The sequence below is a fragment of the Paenibacillus sp. JCM 18996 genome (assembly GCF_055392555.1).
This window is the reverse complement of record NZ_AP043884.1, coordinates 1717370-1737729: the sequence shown is the minus strand read 5'-3', so window position 1 is coordinate 1737729 and position 20360 is coordinate 1717370. Positions and strand designations below refer to the sequence as shown.

The following is a 20360-nucleotide window of genomic DNA, read 5'->3' as shown; positions in this document are numbered from 1 at the left end:
ATGTAATAGCGTGAGGTGATCAGCATTGAGAAGACAGTGGATGAGGCTTTTGGCAGGGCTGCTTGGTTGTGCCGTGGTGTTGCTGGTCTCGGGGTGCGGCTTGTTAAGAAAACCCGAGATTCCCATGGAAAAAAAAGCCGTGTCGGCGATGGACGGGAGCGGTATCCTGCTTGTAGCGGATGAGAAAAACGTATACAGTGCGGGCGGCCCGGGTGGAACGCCGGTGCTCGTGTTTACTTCGGCACAGCCGATCAGCGATCTTGGGTATTCCTCCGATTATATGGTGGTAGCCGTAAGTCCGGGCGACGATAAATCGTTCAAGGGCTTCTATTTGCGCGTCAAGCAGGAGGAGCATTTCAGTCCAGTGCCTACCCCGTCCATACGTCCCAAATTTTGCTACCTGTCCGGAGATTATCTGTTTCTGGCCGGTTCAGACCTTATTCAGCAGAACGGAGCCGGCTACACCAAGGTGGGTATCATGAATTTGTCTACGCGGACCTGGCTGAAGGAGTGGACCATTCCGGGCAGGGTGGATGACGTAAAAGGCAGAGGCAAGGAGGTTTATTTTGCTGCGTCCAATAATGAACTTACGAGCGCAAATGTATATCGGACGGATATGAGTGCAGGGGATATGACCAAACTGATTGGCGAGGAGCGAAGATATCCTGTAGATACGGTTGCGGTGGAGAAGACGGGCGAGGTTTACTTTATGATCTCACAGCGGGCGCAATCTGAATTTTCCAACAAAATATTTGTTTATAAGCCGCAGGACGCGGGCTACGGCCTGATCAGCCACTTTGTGTCCAATACGAAGAGTCATTCAAACAATATTACGGCAATGAACCATAAAATATTGATCACGCGCCTGGACCAGTCCGAAGCGCGCGCAGACCTTGATCCGTCTTTGTCATTGCTTGACATAAAGCTCCGAAAGCAGCAACATATATCCTGGGACCACAAGCCGGTGGCGGTCGACCAAACCAATGACCGGTTCGCGGTGCTCGGCGAGGACGGCACGATTGCGTTCCTGAACACCGACGATCATCCTCAAATAACACAGGAGATTACGATACCGGACATGGTCCATGCAAGAAGGCTGGCTGTAAAAAAGGAAGGAAAGTAGCGCTATGTCATCAGTTTGGAGATTTATACATACAAGGGCCGGTTCTCCGGCGGGGAACATGGCTCTGGATGAAGCTATTCTTACCGCGCACAGCGAGGGACGGGTTCCTCCGACGGTGCGGTTTTACGAGTGGGAGCCTGCTGCGCTGTCTATCGGATATTTTCAGAAAGCGGAAGAAGAAGTCAATTTTGAAGCTTTGGAGCGGGAAGGGATCGGCTTTGTCCGCCGCCCGACAGGAGGAAGGGCCGTTCTGCATGACCGGGAGCTGACATACAGCATTATCGTGTCGGAGGAACACGAGGGCATTCCCAGTACGGTGACGGAGGCATATCGCGTGCTGAGCGAAGGGCTTTTGCTCGGGTTCCGATCTTTGGGCCTGGACGCCCGGATGGTGAATCTTGCTACGGAAGAGGAGAAGGCCAAGTACGAATCGATGGGGTCGGCCGCGTGCTTTGATTCCCCATCCTGGTACGAGCTGGTGGTGGAAGGCAGGAAAATCGCAGGAAGCGCCCAGACACGGCAGAAAGGCGTAGTCCTGCAGCACGGCTCGATCCTGCTGGATCTGGATGCCGATCAGCTGTTCAGGCTGCTGAGGTTCCGCAGCGAGCGGCTGGAGCAGAGGCTGAAGGAATCGTTCAGGAGCAAGGCGGTAGCGATTAACGATCTGCTCCGAGGGCTGGCAAGGCCTGCCTTGGAACTGTCCGACCTGGTGCCGGCCTTTCGAGGCGGCCTTGAGCGGGGATTAGGCGTGGAACTGAAGGAAGGCGGCCTGACGGACTACGAGCGGGCACTGGCTAAGCGTCTGGCGGAGGAGAAATACGGCAGCAAAGAATGGAACCTTAGGAGGTGATCCTAAGGTTCGGTCAGGATTGGCGGATCAGGGATTCGAAGGCTTCCTGCAGGCGTTTGGTCAGGGAGCCGGGCGCACCTGTTCCAATTTGGCGCCCGTCCACTTCGACGACTGGGGTTATCTCGACGGTAGTGCCGGTGATGAACACCTCATCCGCTCCGTACAGAGTATCGATGTGGAAAGCTTCTTCTTTGAAGGGGATTCCAAGCTGACCGGCCAGCCGTATGATTACAGCCCGGGTCACTCCATGCAAAATCAAATTGTCGGCAGGGTGCGAATAGACGGTGTCATTTTGTACGATCAGCAGGTTGGAGGCGCTGCATTCGGTCACCGTACCTCTGCGGTGCATGATGGCTTCGTCCACCCCACGGTCCAAAGCATGCTGCTTGGCCATCGTATTCGGAAGCAGATTAAGCGATTTGATATCGCAGCGCAGCCAGCGGATATCGTCCATTGTAATGGCGCGAATCCCGCGTTGCATCGATTGAAGCGGTCGGGCATAGCCGTTCGTAAACGCCAGCTCGACAGGCGTCGTGTCCTTCGGGAACGCATGACTCCGCGGAGCCTCTCCCCGTGTGATCTGCAGGTATACCGTGCCTTCATTCAATCCGTTTATGGAAATAAGCTCCTTCAATCTCTCTTCCATCTCGTCCATCCCGTAAGGGAGCTGAAGCTGAACGGAAGCGGCACTTTTTTGGAGACGTTCAAAATGAAGGTTTGTTTCAAACAGTTGGCCGTTGTATACCCGAAACACTTCGTACACTCCGTCGCCGAAGTAATAACCGCGGTCGTCGGGCGAGATCGAGCAATCTTCTTCAGGGATGAGAGCGCCTTTGTAAATGATCAAGGATCTTCCTCCGTTCCATATTTTTTTCGGGATTGTATCTGAAATATATGCGAACACGTGTTTGCTTTTGATCTTATATGGTGATAATATATAAAGTAACAAAGAAGCAGGGCATATGCAAATACTGGCAGAGCTTTTTTTGAAATAGCCGTGTATTTGTCCATTAGTTCCTCAGCCGAATGATATTATTTGATAAACGAGTATATTAAAAAATAGAGAAAAACCAAGCAAATAGAAGAAAAGAAAAGCATGGTTTGGACAAATGTGCCAAAATCCGACACGAGTCGCTAGATGCACAACATATTGTATTGTATAATGAAGTACGCACACAATATATTGTGCCAAATGCTTACATATCCTAGTACTCTAGTCCTTTTTGGCGCTATATAGAATTATTACTTGGGAGGTTTTTTTTTGGAGACAACAGAGCAGCTGAAACGATTGGAAGGGTTAAGCGAGAAGATATTTCTGGACCGGTACGCGCTGAAGAACGCCGATACAAGTCAAACCAAGGTGGGCGACACCGTGTTGGTTCTTACCAAAGACGATCCGAAATTCCCTGCCAAGGAAGTTGGGGAAGTGCTGGCGCGTGAAGGCAATAAAGTCACGGTCAAGACGCGCAGCGGCGAACTGGTCGAATCGGACGTCGAGAAGCTTACGCTGAACATCGAGAAAACTCCAGAAGAACTGTGGGACCGCCTGGCAGGCGCGATGGCCTCCGTCGAGGCAACTCCCGAGAAGAAGAAAGAATGGACGGACAAATTCAGATATATTCTTGACGACTGGAAGCTTGTTCCCGGCGGTAGGATTGCAGCGGGAGCGGATGCAAGCGATGAGCTGACGTTGTTCAACTGCTACGTTATTCCTTCTCCCCACGACAGCAGAGGCGGCATTATGGCCACCTTGTCGGAAATGACGGAAATCATGTCCCGCGGAGGCGGAGTCGGCATCAATCTGTCTTCCTTAAGGCCGCGTCGTTCCGTTGTTAAAGGCGTGAACGGTTCGTCCAGCGGGGCCGTGTCCTGGGGCGGATTATTCAGCTATACTACGGGTTTGATTGAGCAGGGCGGAAGCCGCCGCGGAGCGTTGATGCTGATGATCAACGATTGGCATCCGGATCTGCTGGATTTCATTACCGTGAAATCGACTATGGGCCAGATCACAAACGCCAACTTGTCGGTCTGCGTCAGCAATGGATTTATGAAAGCCGTCAAAGAGGATCTGGAATGGGAGCTCGTGTTCCCGGACACTCAAGATCCCGATTACAACGATATATGGGACGGAAACCTTGATAAATGGAAACAATTGGGCAAGGCGGTCAAGACCTTCAGAAAGGTAAGAGCCCGCGACGTTTGGCATACGATTATTGAATCCGCCTGGAAATCGGCTGAGCCGGGTGTAGTATTCATGGAATATTACAACCAGATGTCGAACAGCTGGTATTTCAATCCGATTATTTGTACCAATCCTTGCGGAGAGCAGGGCCTGCCTGCATGGGGCGTATGTAATTTGTCAGCAATCAATCTGTCCAAATTCTATGATGAAGAGAAGCATGACGTCGATTGGGCAGAATTGGGCAAGGTCGTTCGCTATTCTACCCGTTTCCTGGATAACGTCATCGACAAGACCCCTTACCACTTCGAAGAGAACCGCATCAATCAGCAGGGAGAACGCCGTGTAGGTCTGGGCTCGATGGGATTAGCGGAATTGATGATCAAGCTGAGAATCCGTTACGGCAGCCCGGAATCGCTCAATTTCCTTGACCGGCTGTACGGTTTTATGGCTAAAGAAGCTTACCTGGCTTCCTCTGAAATCGCCGGGGAGAAGGGCTCCTTTAAGCACTATGACTATGAGCCTTTCATGCAGAGCGGATTTATGAAGAATATGGTCGGTACATACCCTGAAGTGGGAGAGGCCATTAAGAAGAACGGTATGCGCAACGTGACGGTAATCACTCAAGCGCCTACCGGCTCGACCGGTACCATGGTGGGAACTTCCACCGGCATTGAGCCTTACTTCGCGTTCGAATATTTCCGCCAAAGCCGTCTCGGCTTCGACAAGCAGTATGTGCCTATCGCCCAGGAGTGGAAGGACAGGAACCCGGGCAAAGACCTTCCGGATTATTTCGTTACCGCTATGAGCTTATCTGCCGAAGACCATATCCGGGCACAAGCGGCCATTCAAAGATGGGTAGACAGCTCCATATCCAAGACGGCTAACTGCCCGGCGGACTTCACAGTGGAAGATACGAAGCAGCTCTACGAGTTGGCGTTCGATCTTGGCTGCAAGGGCGTAACGATCTATCGCGACGGCAGCCGCGACGTGCAGGTGCTGAGTACTGCAAAAGAAGAGAAATCCACAGACAACGCTGAAGAACCGAAAGCGGAAGCCGCCGTTGTGCAAGAGGAATCGAAAGAAGCTGCTGTGCTTGCCGGCGTGACCAACACAATAAGCGCGGCATCAGAGAAGAAGGCTGACCGCGTCCTGGATAAAGAATACAAGAGGCGCCCGCACGTTCTTCGCGGAGCGACTTACAAAATCAATACGCCATTTGGCATGGCTTATATTACAATCAACGATTTGGATGGCATTCCAAGTGAAATTTTCCTGAACGTGGGCAAAGCAGGCTCCGACGTATTCGCGATGTCTGAAGCGCTGGGACGCGTATGCTCTTTGTTCCTGCGCTACGGAGATCACGGCAACAAGACGAAGCTGCTGATCAAGCACCTCAAAGGCATTGGAGGCTCTGGCGCCATCGGCTTCGGCGCTAATCGAGTGGAGTCTATCGCTGATGCGGTTGCGAAAGCTTTGGAGATGCATTTGGATTATTCGGCTAATACACCGCAGTATGTCACTGCAACCGAAGAAACCGCCGAAACGGCTGAAGTCGAGGAACACTCGGCTGCAACAACCGAGGCGGCCACTTCCCTCGACCTGTGCCCGTCCTGCGGATCCGCTTCACTTGTGAACATGGAAGGATGCAAAAACTGCACCAACTGCGGCTACAGCCGCTGCAGCTAATAAAGAGCGGCACTAGCCGCTCTTTTTTTATGTGAAATTCCGTAATTCGTTAGAAATGTTTCAGAATTCGTTAGAAAACTTTACTTATGCATAATTGAATAAAAATGCAATAAGGTGGGCTATCCTGACAATTGCCCACCTTATTTGTTCTTTGAATATTTCGGTCTAAAAGAGCCATCATTCCGGTAGGTAATGAGCGGCCCCTCCGGAAATAATGAGCCACTTCTCCGGTGGATGGAGCCACTATGTACCAGCTGAACTAGCGGGCAGGTTGGTTCCAATATGTGTTAATATAGTTTATGTAAGACCAATAAATTAACACGGGCTAACCCAGGTGATTTGTATTAGTTTAACCCAGGAATTTTTCCTTCTAAGCAACGATTTTGATTTGAATGACAGATATGAGATTATACGGGGTGTAAAAAAACGCAGGTGACCTTAAGCAGGTGACCGGCGTTTCCATATATTAGCGTTTCGGCATTTTGCTCTCATCCATGTACAGCAGGTTCCAGCGGTGACCGTCCAGGTCGGCAAATCCTGCGCCGTACATCCAGCCGTCAATTTCACTCGGCTTGCCAAAGATGCTTCCTCCGGCAAACTCTACTTTTTGAATAAAGGCATCTACTTCTTCTCTGCTTTCAGCGCCAATGGAAAATATTACTTCTGCGCTATGGGAAGTATCTGCGGTTTTTGAACCTGTAAATTTCTCAAACGCCGCATCCGGGAACAGCAGAATCGTTGTTTGACCTATGGCAAGCTTGGCTCTCTCGTTGCCAACGCTCACCGCATGGAATCCAATCTCATTGAAAAAGACAGTTGACCTCTCAACATCTTTGACCGGCAGGTTAATCCAAATCGCCTGTGACATGGCTGTAGCCTCCTGGAATATATTTTCAACTACTCCTACTATACTCTACTTCTGGCAGCAGAAGCGAATCTTATAAAAGAAACCGCAACATAAATGATACAAGTACCATTTACTCATTATCAAAGATGTCGGCTGAGGAGGTTTACCAACTGATGATGAGTTATTATTAAGCTCCCTCGAAATGATTCAGTATCCTCACTCAGGCTCATGAATTCGCAGGATTTCACTCTTAGCTATATGTGGGAGAAGGAAGTACACGGAGGAGCAGGTAGCTTGAGGCAGTCTAAAGGGCATACAGGAATAAGGGTGAGGCATAAACACCCAATTTGTTCCATATCCTGCACGTCTCCATGTAGCCCCTAGCGATTCTCACTCCCATGTCTCAACGGGTCTAAGCCCTTTCATTCCTTCGTCACATCTAACTAAGGGTGTGGAGGTCGGTCTTTCTAACGGAACGGGTCCGAGCCCTTTTGCGTAACGTCTCCCGATACTCCGTGCTTCTGATTTATCCTGCGAATGCATCAGCTGGTGAGAGTAGACTGATCTTAGGCTGCTTGCGGAAAGACTTTAGTAGAGTCATAAGCTTCGCTACTCTTGGCCAGCCCGACAAGCATACGGGCAACTTTACCGCATAATTTCATAATGGATTTCATTTTCTTTAACTTCTTCACTTCAACGTTGGAGTGGTGCAAGGCCCTGACATCCGGATTGGTCATCACCATACACATCGTCATGAGATAGAGAAAATGACGCAGACGAGGGCGGCCTCGTTTGCTGAGTACCATCTTTCCGCGCCATTTCCCGGAACTTGCCTCAGCTAGATTCAAGCCAGCATGTCGTAGTAGAGCATTTCCGTGTGCATAGCCACTTAGATCACCGGCTTCGCCTAGCACACCGGCTAAGCTCGTTGCATTTACACCTCGTATTTCAAGTAACTTTTGCGCATAGGGAATACGCCCCAGGATGAGATGGAGTTCATGCTCAATCTGTTCTAGCTGACGCTGTGCCAAATCGTATTCCTCAAGCAGTTGACTCAAGTGAAGCTTGTAGGCGTGGAGTGCCTGCGTAGCACCAACACTGCATTTGGCTAGTGCAATGAGCTGCTCCGCTCGTTTAACGCCAGCATGACGTTTGACATATTGCTTCCAACCGGCAAGGACCTGTTCAGTGGTTAAAGATCTGATTTCCTCCGGTAAGGGAAAGAGCCTAAGCGTAGCAATGCTACTCGTGCAGGTAAGGATCTTAAAAACCTGGCGCAGCTCAGGGAACACAATATCTACCCAACGATGAATCTGGTTAACAGCGCTGTTGAGCCGTTTAGTAACCGTGTCCCGGTTAGCCATGAGAATCCGTAGTTCCTCGAAGGCTTCTGGATGGTGTGAACGGCAGTGCTAAAATCCCCAATAATGGCACTTGAAAATTCCCCATAATCGGCAGACACTCTTCCTTATGGGGGAGAGACAATGATCAGGAATGGGGAGTTTTACGTGATTCAGCACATGAGACAAAAAGGAATGAGCAAGACGCAAATCGCCGAGGAACTCGGCCGTGACCGGAAGACCATCGGGAAGTGGCTCCGGGAAGACGGTCCGCAAGCTTACAAGCGGCAAACGCCGAAACCGAGCATCCTGGCGCCGTTCCAAGACTACATCCGTTCGCGAATGGAAGAAGGCTGCCTGAACGCAGCGGTACTGTTCGACGAAATCAAAGCCAAAGGCTACATGGGCCAGATCCGACTATTGCGTTCGTTCATGGAGCCACTGCGGCCAGCGGTGCTCGCCAAAGCGACCGAACGTTTTGAAACGCCGCCCGGCAAACAAGCGCAGGTGGACTGGGGACATTTCAAAGTCGAATGGAAGGGCGAGGCGAAACGGCTGTATGCCTTCGTCATGGTGCTTGGCTATTCCCGGACGATGTACCTCGAATTTACGGAAGACGAACGACTGGATACGCTGATGGGCTGCCATGTCCGGGCGATGCAGTATTTCGGCGGCAGGCCGGAAACCGTGCTCTACGATAATATGAAAACCGTTGTCACCGGTGTGGACGATCAGGGCCACCCGGTATGGAATGAGCGGTTCGCCCGTTTTGCCGCTCATCACGGGTTCCTGCTCCGGCGCTGTGCGCCGTATCGTCCACGCACCAAAGGGAAAGTGGAAAACGGTGTCGCGTATGTACGCAAAAACTTTTGGCCGCGCGTGCGCACCTTTACCGGTTTGACCGATCTGAACATCCAAGCCCGCTTGTGGCTCGATACGGTGGCCAATGTCCGTATCCACGGCACCACGCATGAAGTGCCGCTGCAGCGTTTACAGCAAGAAGTTCTGCAGAAGTTTAATGTGCGCCCCTTCGATGAAGCGGAGCGGCATGCCCGCAAAGTGTCCGCCGACTCCCTGATCTCCTATGCGGCGAATCGCTACTCGGTGCCCTGGCGGTATGTGGGGCAAACAGTGGAGGTGCAGGATGAGCGCAATGGCCGCCTCCGAATTTTTGCTGGGGACAAGCTCATCGCCGAACACGACAAAGCCACTGGGCACCATGAGGTGGTCTTCGACCGCAAGCATTCCGAAGGCATCCGCTCCGCAGTCGGGAAGCCCAAGCAGCTGCCCATGCCGCGCTTAGTCCAGCAAGCGTTGCCCGACGTGGTCGTGCGCGATCTGTCGGTCTACGAGGCGTTTCTGAATGAGGCGGTGATCCAATGATGGTGGTCACCGACGGTTACAAGAGGCTTTCGAAGAACTCGGGTGGAGCCGGATTCCGGAGATTCTGCACCACCATGCCGAGGAAGCGGCGGCACAGAACCGGACATATCTGGAGTTTCTGGATGGGCTGCTGCAGGAGGAACTGTCCGCTAAGCATGACCGGTTCATCCGCATGAAAACCCGCATGGCACACTTACCGTACCACAAAACGCTCAATCAGTTCGACTTCGGCTTCCAGCCGTCGGTCGAAGAGCGGCGCATCCGGGACCTGGCGACACTGCGCTTTGTCGAGCACCAAGAGAATCTGGTCTTTTTGGGGCCGCCCGGTGTGGGTAAAACCCATTTGGCCGTAGCACTCGCGCTGGAGGCGATTAAACGGCGCTACACGGTGTATTTCACCACCGCACACGATTTGGTACAGACCTTGCAGCAAGCGCATCTCAATAACACGATTACGCAGAAAATGAGGGCGCTCACCAAACCGAATCTGCTGATCATCGACGAGATCGGCTACCGGAAGATGGATGAAACTGCCGCCCACTTCTTCTTCCAGATCATCGCGGAGCGCTACGAGTCTGGCTCGATCATTCTCACCTCTAACAAGTCTTACGGCGCCTGGGGAGAAATCTTTGGGGACTCGGTCCTCGCTACCGCCATCCTCGACCGCCTCCTCCATCACTCCAGCACGATTAACATCAAGGGGGAGAGCTACCGAATCAAAGAGAAGAAAAAAGCCGGATTTTTCCGACCCGATCCGGATGAGGAAAAAGAAAATTAAATAGATTTTCACCGGCCTCACGCGGGCCTTCTACTTGCACCTTTTGGGGAAAATTCAAGTGCCGGTTTTGGGTAATTTTCGTTTGCAGTTGACAATGGAAACGTACAGGGGGAGTAGTACCCGTTTTTGATCATATCCGCGATAACAAGTGCGTCTTTCCGGTCACTTTTAGATGGGGTATTGTCGCGGTTTTCTTTATTCTTTTTGACGAGGTGGGGATTTACAAGAACAACTTCAATTCCTTGAGAAGAGAGCCAACGAGCCAAACTCAGCCAGCAATGACCGGTTGGTTCCATGCCAACGATCACTTTGTTCAGCGTGTAGGTTTTGAATAGATCCTGAATCCAACGGCCCAAGTGTTGAAAACCTTCGTTGTGATTTCCAAACTCCAGAGGTGTGCCCAGGGCGATTCCACGAAAACTGACAGCGCGAGCCACATGAGCTTCCTGGGCGATATCTACACCGACGACAAGATGGCTTGCGGTAATGTTTTCAATGAGTTGATTTTGTTTGTCTTGTGCCTTAAACTTCATAGTAGAGCGACCTCCTGATGTGGGATTTTAAGGGCTTTTGACCCGTTGCGTACTCCCATCGTACAGAGGCGCTCCTTTTTATTCAAACTCCTAATTATTCGTTTTACAGGAATTCTAACGGTAGGACAATAGCATGACAGCAGGCTGCCAGCATAATCGGCAGCCTGCTGAACTATCGGGCAGGATAATTTAAATATAAGAAATTTCTATCTTTTGAGAAAACGGCAATAACATGTAGACTGGTGTTGATACAAAATACATGCCAAAGTAGGATGATATGTGGATTATTGCGATGATGGAAGTGCCATTTGGAAAACGATTGTTAGGAAGCTTCGTTCTGCCGGTTGTGTTTTTGCTGAGGATGAGGCTCGGTTGCTTATGTCTTCTTCACGGAATTCTACCGAACTAGCCAAACTGGTGGATCGGAGAATTGCTGGTTTTCCCCTTGAACACATTATCGGATGGGCGGAATTCTGTGGTTTGCAGATTCAGTTGGATCCCGGAGTTTTCGTACCCCGGCCACGAACCGAGTTTCTTGTTCGACAGGCCGTGGCCCTCACTCAACCAGGAAACATAGTAGTTGACCTATGCTGCGGTTCTGGAGCTGTGGGTGCGGCCTTAGTCGCTTTGATGGAGCGTATTGAATTGCACGCGGTTGATATCGACCCTCCAGCAGTACAATGCGCCCGTCGTAATATTCATTTAGACGAGAGCTTTGTGTATAAAGGGGATCTCTACGATCCGCTACCTGTTCAGCTTTATAACCGCGTCAATGTTATTATAGCCAATGCCCCATACGTACCTACCGAGGCAATAAAATTCATGCCAATGGAAGCCCGCGTCCACGAGGCAAGGATTGCGCTTGATGGAGGAGCTGATGGACTTGACGTCCAACGAAGGATAGTAGCTGAATCTCCTCTCTGGCTTGCAAAGGGGGGCTTTCTCCTAGTCGAAACTAGCGAGAGGCAGGCGCCGTTGACTGCCGAACTCTTTGCTCAATACGGATTGCTTCCAAAATGGGTTCGTTCCGCAGAACAGGACGCTAACGTTATCATTGGAATCCGAACAGACCACGCAAGCTAAGAAGAAAGTTACTTCACTAAAGAATAAACCTCTTCCGGGTGTGTTAGGTTGATCTTGTGGTCTACCCCTTGAATTTCAACAAAATGAATGTTAGGAACCGCCCGGAAATAGTCGGCTATCCGGAAACCATCAGCAAAATCGGATGTTCCTAAAATGAGTAGCGTTCTTGTATGGAGTTGGCCCAATCGTTCAATGGCTGGAGGCTTCGGCCAAACCGTTTTCGGAGTAGCCCACTCGAACATCTTTTTGATGTTATGCGCTGTCATTTCCGCCATTATGCCACGCAGTGGGCTTTTACTTCCGGGTTGGTCAATTTTCCTATCCGGCACAGCAAGATAATTTTCCAACATCCTTATCTAACGTTATAGCCGCCAATTTCAATCCCTCCGCCATTGTTAAATACGGAGCAAGGCTTTCACGTAAATCGATAACGGTTAATCCATGTTTTACGGCTAAGGTTGCCGCATAAATGACTTCTCCCGCATTGTCAGCAACAATATGTACAACCCAATACTTTTAACGTTTTAGGAGATTATTCTTTGAAACGGTCGAAATCGCTCTGAAAAGACTGCGTGCAATCAGCTCGGCCATGCTCATAACTAAATGAAGACGAGTGTTTTGCAGTACTAGATACTCCATTAAACCGCCGACATTCACTATACCCGAAATATGAATATCTCCCACCGGAGTCAATTCCTTGTGTACCCCGCTTCCCGGACGGATAGGACCTTCTCCGATATGGATGCAGCCGACGCTGGCAGCTTGGCCAAGACAGGAATCAATGCCGATTATAAAAGGGCAGGCAGTGTTGGAATAAATCTGTTCCAGTGTTGTATCGAGATTCATTGCATGAACGGGTTCTTCAAGTGTTCCAAACAGATCAAACAATGAAGAACGGAATTTACGAAGTGAGGAGCCTGCAATGGGGCCTAACGAATCGCCGGTGGAACGATCGGTGCCTAAGCAGACAACCACAATTCGTCTGTTTGTATGCAGCCCTTCGAGAAAACCATTCAACTGTTTGGCAAGCTGCAGGGAGGCTGTAGGATTTTTATATGCAATTTTTAAGACATCCTGTATAGACTGCTCCGTTTTCACACAATCAGCCTCCTGTAATCAGAGATTTTTGCACGGGTTAGTTGCACTTATCCTTTATATTCCTTCTACCATTATTCCTCTGTATTGAATCCTCAATATCTTAATATTTTGAAAGAAATCGGAATCTAACCTTATAGGCATGCTGCCCGATCGATTCTATAATGAAATAAAAAGACAAACGAGGTGATCTCCAGAATGGAAGCCCTTACAACAATGCGGGTAGCTAAAAGTAAAGCCGTCAAGCTGAAACGTTGGGATTCACCCATTGCCGGATATTTGTTTATCTCCCCCTGGCTGCTTGGATTTTTTACGTTGACCCTTTACCCGATGATCCAATCCCTTTACTATTCGTTTACCGATTTCTCTTTGCTTGAGGAACCGAGCTGGGTAGGATTGCGGAATTACCAAAAGATTGTAACGACGGACGACAGATTCATTCAATCCGTAAAAGTTACGTTTCTCTACGTATTGGGCTCCGTCCCGCTGAGATTGGTTGCCGCTCTGTTCATTGCCATCCTGCTGGCCAAAAGCCTAAAGGGCATGTCGGCATACCGCACCGCAATCTACTTTCCCTCCATGATCGGAGGAAGCATCGCCGTATCCCTGCTGTGGAAAAATATTTTCGGCAAGACAGGATACATCAATCACCTGCTCGGCTATTTGGGCATCGAAGGCACCGGATGGGTGACAAATCCAAATACTGCGTTATGGACTTTGGTTTTACTTGTGGTCTGGCAGTTCGGTTCGGCTATGGTCATTTTCCTTGCAGGCCTCAAACAAATCCCTAACGATCTGTATGAAGCATCTTCAGTAGACGGAGCCGGTAAAGTGAGGCAGTTTTTCAACATAACGCTCCCAATGCTATCCCCTACTATCTATTTCAATCTTGTAATGGGAATCATTTCGGCTTTTCAAATGTTTACACCGGCGATGATTATTACAGAAGGCGGACCGATGAATGCTACCTACGTGTATGCCCTTTATCTATACGAGCGGGCCTTCAGCCAGCTTCAGATGGGCTACGCTTCAGGTCTCGCCTGGATCATGCTGTTGATTATCGTGGCATCAACCTCTCTTATTTTTTTAACCTCCAAATACTGGGTTTTCTATGAATCGGAAGGGGGCAAGAGTAAATGATGAATGCGCTCAAGCGTAAAAATATAAGCCGCCATCTTCTGCTTGCTGCCATGAGCCTCATTATGATCTATCCGGTCATTTGGTGGATAGGGGCATCCTTGAAATCGAACGAGGAACTCAGTCTGCCCGGCCTGTTCCCGACCATGCCCAGGTGGAGCAACTTTACTCAGGGCTGGCACGCCATACCCGGGCATTCGTTCACAGATTTTTACATCAACAATTTTCAGCTTGAAATCGGGATTTTGTTCACAACGGTGATTTCCTGCAGTCTGGTTGCGTTCGGTTTCGCCAGGCTCGACTTCCCGCTCAAAAACTTCTGGTTCTCCATTCTGATGCTGACTCTTATGCTGCCGGGGCAGGTTACGATTATCCCGCAGTACTCTTTATTCCATAAATTCGGATGGGTCAACACGTATCTGCCTTTTTATGTGCCGCATCTGCTGGCTGCAGGCGCAGGCGGGACCTTCTTCGTCTTCCTGCTTGTGCAGTTTATACGGGGAATTCCGCGCGAGCTGGATGAATCGGCAAAAATGGATGGCTGCAGCTGGTTCGGAATTTACTGGAGAATCATCATGCCATTGATGAAACCGGCGTTGGTGACTGTGATGATCTACTGCTTCCTCTGGAACTGGGATGATTTCTTCGGACATCTGCTGTTTATCAACTCTGTCGACAAATATACGGTGGGACTCGCGCTCCGCATGTTCAACGACTCCCAATCCGCCCAGGCATGGGGCCAGCTTTTGGCTATGGGGCTCGTATCCGTCATCCCGTCTACCATTATCTTCTTCATTGCGCAAAAGCACTTTGTGGAAGGGATCGCAACTACGGGTATCAAGGGATAAGATGCCCAATCTTACGAGGCGATTTCCGGGATGGGCGACTTTTAGGCAGGGTTCACTGATAAAAGAAGTCTCATTTCGCTTAAGCGAATTTATACTTCGTTTATCGTTAAAATAATCAATTCTGTACAAGCAGAGAAAAGGGGATTGAAAATATGACAGCAAAGCGAAACAAACTGGTTCTTACGGTTATTACAGCCATGCTCGGCCTTTCCTTGACAGGCTGCGGCGGCGCTGCGAAACCGGCAGAAACCAAAGCCGGCGATGCGTCAGCAGCAGGCAGCAAACCGGTTAAGCTCCGTATTACCTGGTGGGGCGCTCAGTCAAGACACGATGCCACGCTGAAGATCCTTGACCTTTACACCAAGAAGAATCCCAATATCACATTTGAGCCCGAATATTCCGGATGGGACGGCTACATTGACAAATTGACGACGCAGGCAGCGGCCAAAAACGCGCCGGATATTATGCAGATGGATGCAGCTTGGCTTGCCGATTGGAATGCTAGGGGCCAATTGGCGGATCTGAGCAGCGTCAATGTGAAGGATGTCGACGCCGGCCTGTTGGCAGAGGGGAAATACAAGGACAAGCAGACCACAGTCCCGCTCGGCAAGAACGCCTGGGGACTCGTTTATGACAAGTCTGCGTTGGAAAAGCTTGGATTCCAACTGAAGAACGATATCACCTGGGATGAGTTCTTCCAACTTGTCAAAGACATCAAATCCAAGGTGGGTAAGGATCAATACGTTATGATGGATGGAACGAACAATCGCGGCCTTTATTCCTCCTACCAGCTGAGCAAGGGCAAAGGGCACCCGATTACTATGGATGGTAAATTCAATTGGGACAGGGACACTTGGCTGGAATGGGTGAAGATTTTCGATGACTTCCGCAAACAGGGTATTGTTCCTCCGGCGGATATTGCCGTATCCGATAAAGAATTGGATCCGAAGCTGGACTTGATGGTGACGGGGAAAGTGATCTTTAGAGCGGCTCACGCGGCGCAGGCTTCTTCTTGGGACAGCTTGAAGCCGGGCAGCATCGGTGTTGCGGCAATTCCGAAGGGCCAGCAGGGCGGTGGCTGGTTGAAGTCGACCTTCTTCTTCGGGGTAAGCCAGGATTCAAAGAATAAGGAAGAGGCCAAGAAGTTCATTGAATGGTTTATCAATGATCCGGAGGTCGCAGAAATTGCCGGCACAACTCGCGGAATCCCGGTGTCGAACAAAATCGTCTCCAGCCTGCAGCCGAAATTCACCGCCGCCGACAAATTGACGGTGGAAATGATCGAGAAGGCGAAAGCAGGTGCGCAGCAGTTCAACCCGGGAGCCAAAGGCTGGAACAATTTCGAGACCAAAGATTTCAAAGCCATCTCTGAAGCGCTCATGTTCGGTAAATCCACCGCTGACCAGTCCTTTGAGGATTTGAAGAAGAAAGCGAAGGAATACGAGAAGTAACACGTAGCTGAAAGACTTTAATCTTCAATTAAAGATCACTATATAGGGTTGTAAAAGGTTAACGCTCGATCCCCTTTGAGGCGGTTACAAGCTGATCGGGGGATCGTTACCTTAAAATTAATTGGGAGCTGGGTGTTTGTGATGGTGACCTTAACCGGTTTTGCGGATGAGATTTCTCCTCATCTCGAGGAGCAGATGAATGTACTGGAGTCCGAGGGTATTTCACATATCGAATTCCGCGGAGTAAACGAAAAAAATGTGCTCAAGCTGACGGACGAAGAATTGAAACAGGTCAAGGAGCGGCTCAATTCGCGTAATTTCAGCGTTTCTTCCATCGGATCCCCGGTGGGCAAATACGGAATCCGGGATGATTTCTCGGTTGAGCTCGGCAATATCAAGCGGGCCTGCGAAATCGCGGGCTATCTGTCGGCCCCTTACATACGCGTTTTTTCTTATTTTATGCCCGAAGGGGAACAGCCGGCTGTCTACAGGGATGAAGTGATCTCCCGCATGAAGCAGCTGATTGACGCAGCTGAAGTTTACGGGGTGACGCTGCTGCTGGAAAATGAAAGCCATGTGTACGGCGACATCGACGACCGCTGCCTGGATCTTCTCGAGTCTTGCAGCAGCCCGCGGCTGCGTCTCGCCTTTGATCCCGGCAACTTCGTAATGAACGGGGTGAAGCCGGTTTCCCAGGCTCTGCCCAAGCTGCAGCCATACCTGGAATACGTGCATGTCAAGGACGCATTGGGCGAAGAGCGCATGTTTGTTCCGGCTGGGGAAGGGGACGGGGAGCTCGCTCCATTCATCCGCAGCTTGAAGGACAGCGGGTTTTCGGGCTTTCTTTCCATTGAGCCGCATCTGCATAACTATCTGCCGGATCTCGATAATCCAGGCCGGTTCGTCCGCGCCGTCCAGGCGCTGAAAAAGCTGCTCGATGCGGAAGGTATTGTCTGGAATTAAGAAATTAACCAAAGGAGAGCTGAACAATGGATGCCAACCGGAAACTGAAAATCGGCCTGATCGGACTCGGAAATATCGGCGGCAACCGCCACATACGGTATCTTGGAACGATGGATAACGTCGAACTCGTCGGTGTCTGCGATGTCGTGAAAGAGAAAGCGGACACCTATGCGGCGGAAGCGAACACTACGGCCTATTACGACTACAACGAGCTGCTCGACAAATCCGGGCTGGAGGCTGTCATTATTGCCACACCGCACTATTACCATACTCCGCTCACCGTAGAGGCGTTCAACCGCGGTCTGCATGTGCTGTGCGAAAAGCCGCTCGCGGTCCATGTAAACGACGCGCAGAAAACCATCGACGCCTATGAGCAGGCGAAAGCAAAAAATCCAAATCTCATTTTCGGCATGATGTTCCAGGAACGTACCCTTCCTTTCTATAAGAAAATGAAGGATATTATCTCGAGCGGCGAGCTCGGCCAATTGACGAGGGTGACCTGGATCAATACGGCATGGTTCCGCTCCCAGGCTTACTATGATAGCGGAGGCTGGCGCGCTACCTGGTCCGGAGAGGGCGGAGGCATTCTGACAAACCAATGCCCGCATAATCTGGATATGTATCAATGGCTGTTCGGGATGCCTGCCCGCATCAGCGGCCATGCCCACATCGGCAAATACCACAACATTGAAGTTGAAGATGAGGTAACGGCCTACTTTGAGCATGATAACGGCATGATCGGACATTTTATCGTAACGACGGCCGAGACTCCGGGCACCAACCGTTTTGAAGTGATCGGGGAGCACGGTAAGCTTGTCTACGAGAATGAGAAGCTCGTTCTATACAAGAATCGCATGTCAATGCTGAAGTATCTGCAGGAAACCAAAGAGGGCTTCGGCAATGTCGAAACCTGGTACACGGAAATTCCGGTGAATACCAATGTACCGAATGGCCATGATGTAGTGGCTGATAAATTCGTCAAGGTCGTGCTGAACGGAGGAGGAGAGCTGATCGCAGAAGGCACCGAGGGCATTAAGGGGCTAACCATCGGCAACGGCATCATGCTTTCTTCTTTCACCAAACGGATGGTCGATGTTCCGTTCGATGCCGATGAATATGAGAGCCTCCTGAAAGAGCTCATCAAAAACTCCAAATTTGTGAAGAAAATACAGGAACCGGTGGAAACGGATATCGCCCAATCTTTCTCCAAAGCTTGATCCAAAGCTTTAAGCAAGCCGCCATTATCGATGATAATGTCGGCTTGTTGGCCATTTGCGGACTGCGGCGTGCTGCCCTGATCATCGACATCCCCCGCACATTCGTGTATGATTTGACTTAATACTACAAATACCAGCGCTTACAATCGCATGTTTTCGTCGATAGCCGGAAAATTCGCCCCATTTTTGCCGAAGGAGCGGTTCGTATGTGGAAAATTGTAATCATCGATGATGACAGACAAGTACTCAAAGGCATGAAACAGGTTATTCCCTGGGAAGAGATCCGCGCCGTCTGGGCAGGGGAAAGCATGTCTGGAGCAGAAGGACTGGAACTCGTGCGTCAAACACAGCCTGATATCATCATTACCGATGTTTATATGCCCATTATGGACGGGCTCAAAATGATTGAAATTTTGCGTGAGGAGCAGTACGCCGGCAAGATAGTGATCCACAGCGGCTATTCGGACTTTGAATTCGCCCGTAAAGCTCTGCGGTTGAACGTGGATGATTACTTATCCAAGCCGGTTTCCAAGCTGACTATTCGGGAAGTACTGCTGCGGGTAATCGGCGATTTGGAAGAACAAAACAAAAAGAAAGCAGATCAGGAGAAGCTGCGCGATAAGTTGATGCTTTACGAACCTTTCGTGCGAAAGGAACAGCTGAAAACGGCGATTATCGGGACGTGGGAAAGCGAAAACCGCAATGATCTGCTGTTCCCGGACGATGAACCGTGCAATCATCTTGTGCTTGGAATGGAAATTGCGAGAACGCCCCGAATTTCTAACGTGCGCGCGTCTGACCGCTATTTGTTCCGGTTTGCTATTCATAATATCATCCAGGAAATTTTGCAGGCTGAGAACGCCTGTTTCGATTATGTCGAGCTGCACGGTTATCAATCGGCGGTCATACTGCATTTCAAGAAATCGGCCGATTATGAAGAATTGATTCAGGAGTTGAGGAAAACAGCTAAACGGATTACAGAATCCGTGCATAATTATCTCAATATCAAAATACGAATCGGCATAGGCGGCTTGAAAGAAAGCTGGGCGGCACTGTCCGATTCGCTGGAGGAAGCGTTCCAGTTTCTGTCGGAAGAAGCGCCTGGCATACTTTCATCTGAGCCGTACGAATATTATCGTTCTCCCGAGCTGCCCGGCCAGGTAAACCCGGCTTCTTTGAAGCCGATGAGATTTTATCATCAACTGATTGAGGACATTAAAAATACCCAGGGAAGAAACGCCGAAAAAATCATTGACAGATATGTCAGCGGTCTGAAATACGGCAGGACACACAGCTCCGGGCAGTTGCAGAAGATCGGCGGCCAGTTTTGGGCCATTTTGCGGTATGCTTTGAATGACGAGGAAATACGGCTGGAGGATATTTATCCGGAAGAGCAGATGGAATTTGAGCTAAACCGGATCAGCACGGCGGATCAATTGGAGCATTGGTTAAAAGAGAAAGTCAGCGGAATCTTCAACAACCGGCACTGGCAGGAAAATATGAAGCATAAGCGGACTGTAGATTTTATCAAGCAATATATCCATGAGAACTACGACAGGGAGCTGACGATCGCAGAACTGGCCGAGCACGTAGTCCTGTCACGGAATTACCTGTGCCAAATTTTTAAGAACGCGACTGGGGAAACGATCAACAACTACATCGTCCGCGTAAGGATGGAAAAAGCCAAGGGACTGCTTCTCGAAGGAAAGCTTAAAATTTATGAAATCGCGGACTGCGTAGGCTACCGGAACATTCCTTATTTCAGTACGACCTTTAAAAAGTATTTTGGCGTTACACCTGCCGATGTGAGCAGATAACAGGGTGCAGCGGGGAGCGGGTGGCAG

At 50.1% G+C, this 20360-nt stretch carries 15 protein-coding genes and 4 pseudogenes; 12 read left to right on the top strand and 7 right to left on the bottom strand.

Annotated features, from left to right (window positions below):
* Positions 1 to 25: 25 nt before the first annotated feature.
* Positions 26 to 1123: a hypothetical protein gene (locus ACZ5N7_RS08645; RefSeq protein ID WP_464658751.1), complete on the top strand. Its 1098-nt coding sequence runs from the start codon at positions 26 to 28 to the stop codon at positions 1121 to 1123.
* 4 nt (positions 1124 to 1127) lie between these two features.
* Positions 1128 to 1973, top strand: coding sequence for a lipoate--protein ligase family protein (locus tag ACZ5N7_RS08640; protein ID WP_464658749.1), 846 nt, complete (start codon positions 1128 to 1130; stop codon positions 1971 to 1973).
* A gap of 13 nt (positions 1974 to 1986) precedes the next feature.
* Here the strand turns inward: ACZ5N7_RS08640 and dat are convergent, their stop codons facing one another.
* The gene (dat, locus tag ACZ5N7_RS08635) at positions 1987 to 2820 is read right to left on the bottom strand and encodes a D-amino-acid transaminase (RefSeq protein WP_464658747.1); all 834 of its coding nucleotides are present in this window, start codon (positions 2818 to 2820) and stop codon (positions 1987 to 1989) included.
* A 414-nt stretch (positions 2821 to 3234) separates the two neighbouring features.
* Between dat and ACZ5N7_RS08630 the strand changes: the two genes are divergently transcribed.
* Entirely contained in the window at positions 3235 to 5841 is a 2607-nt protein-coding gene (locus ACZ5N7_RS08630; RefSeq protein ID WP_464658745.1) for an adenosylcobalamin-dependent ribonucleoside-diphosphate reductase, read from the top strand.
* Positions 5842 to 6307: 466 nt separating this feature from the next.
* Here ACZ5N7_RS08630 and ACZ5N7_RS08625 read toward each other — a convergent pair whose 3' ends face one another.
* Both ACZ5N7_RS08625 and ACZ5N7_RS08620 read right to left on the bottom strand, forming a co-directional pair.
* A complete protein-coding gene (locus ACZ5N7_RS08625; protein WP_464658744.1) occupies positions 6308 to 6709 on the bottom strand; it encodes a VOC family protein in 402 nt (133 codons plus the stop codon).
* Positions 6710 to 7254: 545 nt separating this feature from the next.
* Positions 7255 to 8079, bottom strand: a pseudogene (locus ACZ5N7_RS08620) (transposase); the annotation flags it as partial.
* A gap of 93 nt (positions 8080 to 8172) precedes the next feature.
* On the opposite strand from ACZ5N7_RS08620, the gene istA reads away from it, so the two are divergent.
* Both istA and istB read left to right on the top strand, forming a co-directional pair.
* Positions 8173 to 9411: an IS21 family transposase gene (gene istA, locus ACZ5N7_RS08615; RefSeq protein ID WP_464655773.1), complete on the top strand. Its 1239-nt coding sequence runs from the start codon at positions 8173 to 8175 to the stop codon at positions 9409 to 9411.
* Between the two features lie 13 nt (positions 9412 to 9424).
* A pseudogene (gene istB / locus ACZ5N7_RS08610) lies at positions 9425 to 10189 on the top strand (IS21-like element helper ATPase IstB); the annotation flags it as partial.
* A gap of 110 nt (positions 10190 to 10299) precedes the next feature.
* Here istB and ACZ5N7_RS08605 read toward each other — a convergent pair.
* Positions 10300 to 10722: pseudogene (locus ACZ5N7_RS08605) on the bottom strand (IS110 family transposase); the annotation flags it as partial.
* A gap of 279 nt (positions 10723 to 11001) precedes the next feature.
* Between ACZ5N7_RS08605 and ACZ5N7_RS08600 the strand changes: the two are divergent.
* Positions 11002 to 11805 carry a putative protein N(5)-glutamine methyltransferase gene (locus ACZ5N7_RS08600; protein WP_464658742.1) on the top strand — a complete coding sequence of 268 codons (804 nt, stop codon included), beginning with the start codon at positions 11002 to 11004 and terminating at the stop codon, positions 11803 to 11805.
* An 8-nt stretch (positions 11806 to 11813) separates the two neighbouring features.
* Here ACZ5N7_RS08600 and ACZ5N7_RS08595 read toward each other — a convergent pair whose 3' ends face one another.
* From ACZ5N7_RS08595 to yyaC, 3 genes and pseudogenes are all read right to left on the bottom strand, one after another.
* Complete coding sequence (locus ACZ5N7_RS08595) at positions 11814 to 12155, bottom strand: alpha/beta fold hydrolase (protein ID WP_464658740.1); 342 nt, start codon at positions 12153 to 12155, stop codon at positions 11814 to 11816.
* Positions 12124 to 12331, bottom strand: a pseudogene (locus ACZ5N7_RS08590) (mercury(II) reductase); the annotation flags it as partial. The pseudogene ACZ5N7_RS08590 and the gene ACZ5N7_RS08595, both read right to left, overlap by 32 nt.
* Positions 12322 to 12903, bottom strand: a complete 582-nt coding sequence (gene yyaC, locus ACZ5N7_RS08585; RefSeq protein WP_464658739.1) for a spore protease YyaC — start codon at positions 12901 to 12903, stop codon at positions 12322 to 12324. The gene yyaC and the pseudogene ACZ5N7_RS08590, both read right to left, overlap by 10 nt.
* A 195-nt stretch (positions 12904 to 13098) precedes the next feature.
* On the opposite strand from yyaC, the gene ACZ5N7_RS08580 reads away from it, so the two are divergent.
* The 6 genes from ACZ5N7_RS08580 to ACZ5N7_RS08555 all read left to right on the top strand — a co-directional run bounded on the left by ACZ5N7_RS08580 (position 13099) and on the right by ACZ5N7_RS08555 (position 20333).
* On the top strand, positions 13099 to 14040 hold the full coding sequence (locus ACZ5N7_RS08580; protein WP_464658737.1) for a carbohydrate ABC transporter permease: 942 nt from the start codon (positions 13099 to 13101) through the stop codon (positions 14038 to 14040).
* Positions 14037 to 14885, top strand: a complete 849-nt coding sequence (locus ACZ5N7_RS08575; protein WP_464658735.1) for a carbohydrate ABC transporter permease — start codon at positions 14037 to 14039, stop codon at positions 14883 to 14885. Before ACZ5N7_RS08580 ends, ACZ5N7_RS08575 begins: the two co-directional genes overlap by 4 nt.
* Before the next feature lie 152 nt (positions 14886 to 15037).
* Positions 15038 to 16336 (top strand): ABC transporter substrate-binding protein, encoded by a 1299-nt coding sequence (locus ACZ5N7_RS08570; protein ID WP_464658733.1) that lies wholly within the window; start codon positions 15038 to 15040, stop codon positions 16334 to 16336.
* Positions 16337 to 16477: 141 nt separating this feature from the next.
* Positions 16478 to 17299 carry a sugar phosphate isomerase/epimerase family protein gene (locus ACZ5N7_RS08565; RefSeq protein WP_464659201.1) on the top strand — a complete coding sequence of 274 codons (822 nt, stop codon included), beginning with the start codon at positions 16478 to 16480 and terminating at the stop codon, positions 17297 to 17299.
* Between the two features lie 26 nt (positions 17300 to 17325).
* The gene (locus ACZ5N7_RS08560) at positions 17326 to 18516 is read left to right on the top strand and encodes a Gfo/Idh/MocA family protein (protein ID WP_464658731.1); all 1191 of its coding nucleotides are present in this window, start codon (positions 17326 to 17328) and stop codon (positions 18514 to 18516) included.
* Between the two features lie 206 nt (positions 18517 to 18722).
* Positions 18723 to 20333, top strand: a complete 1611-nt coding sequence (locus tag ACZ5N7_RS08555; RefSeq protein ID WP_464658730.1) for a response regulator transcription factor — start codon at positions 18723 to 18725, stop codon at positions 20331 to 20333.
* The last annotated feature ends 27 nt before the right edge of the window (positions 20334 to 20360 follow it).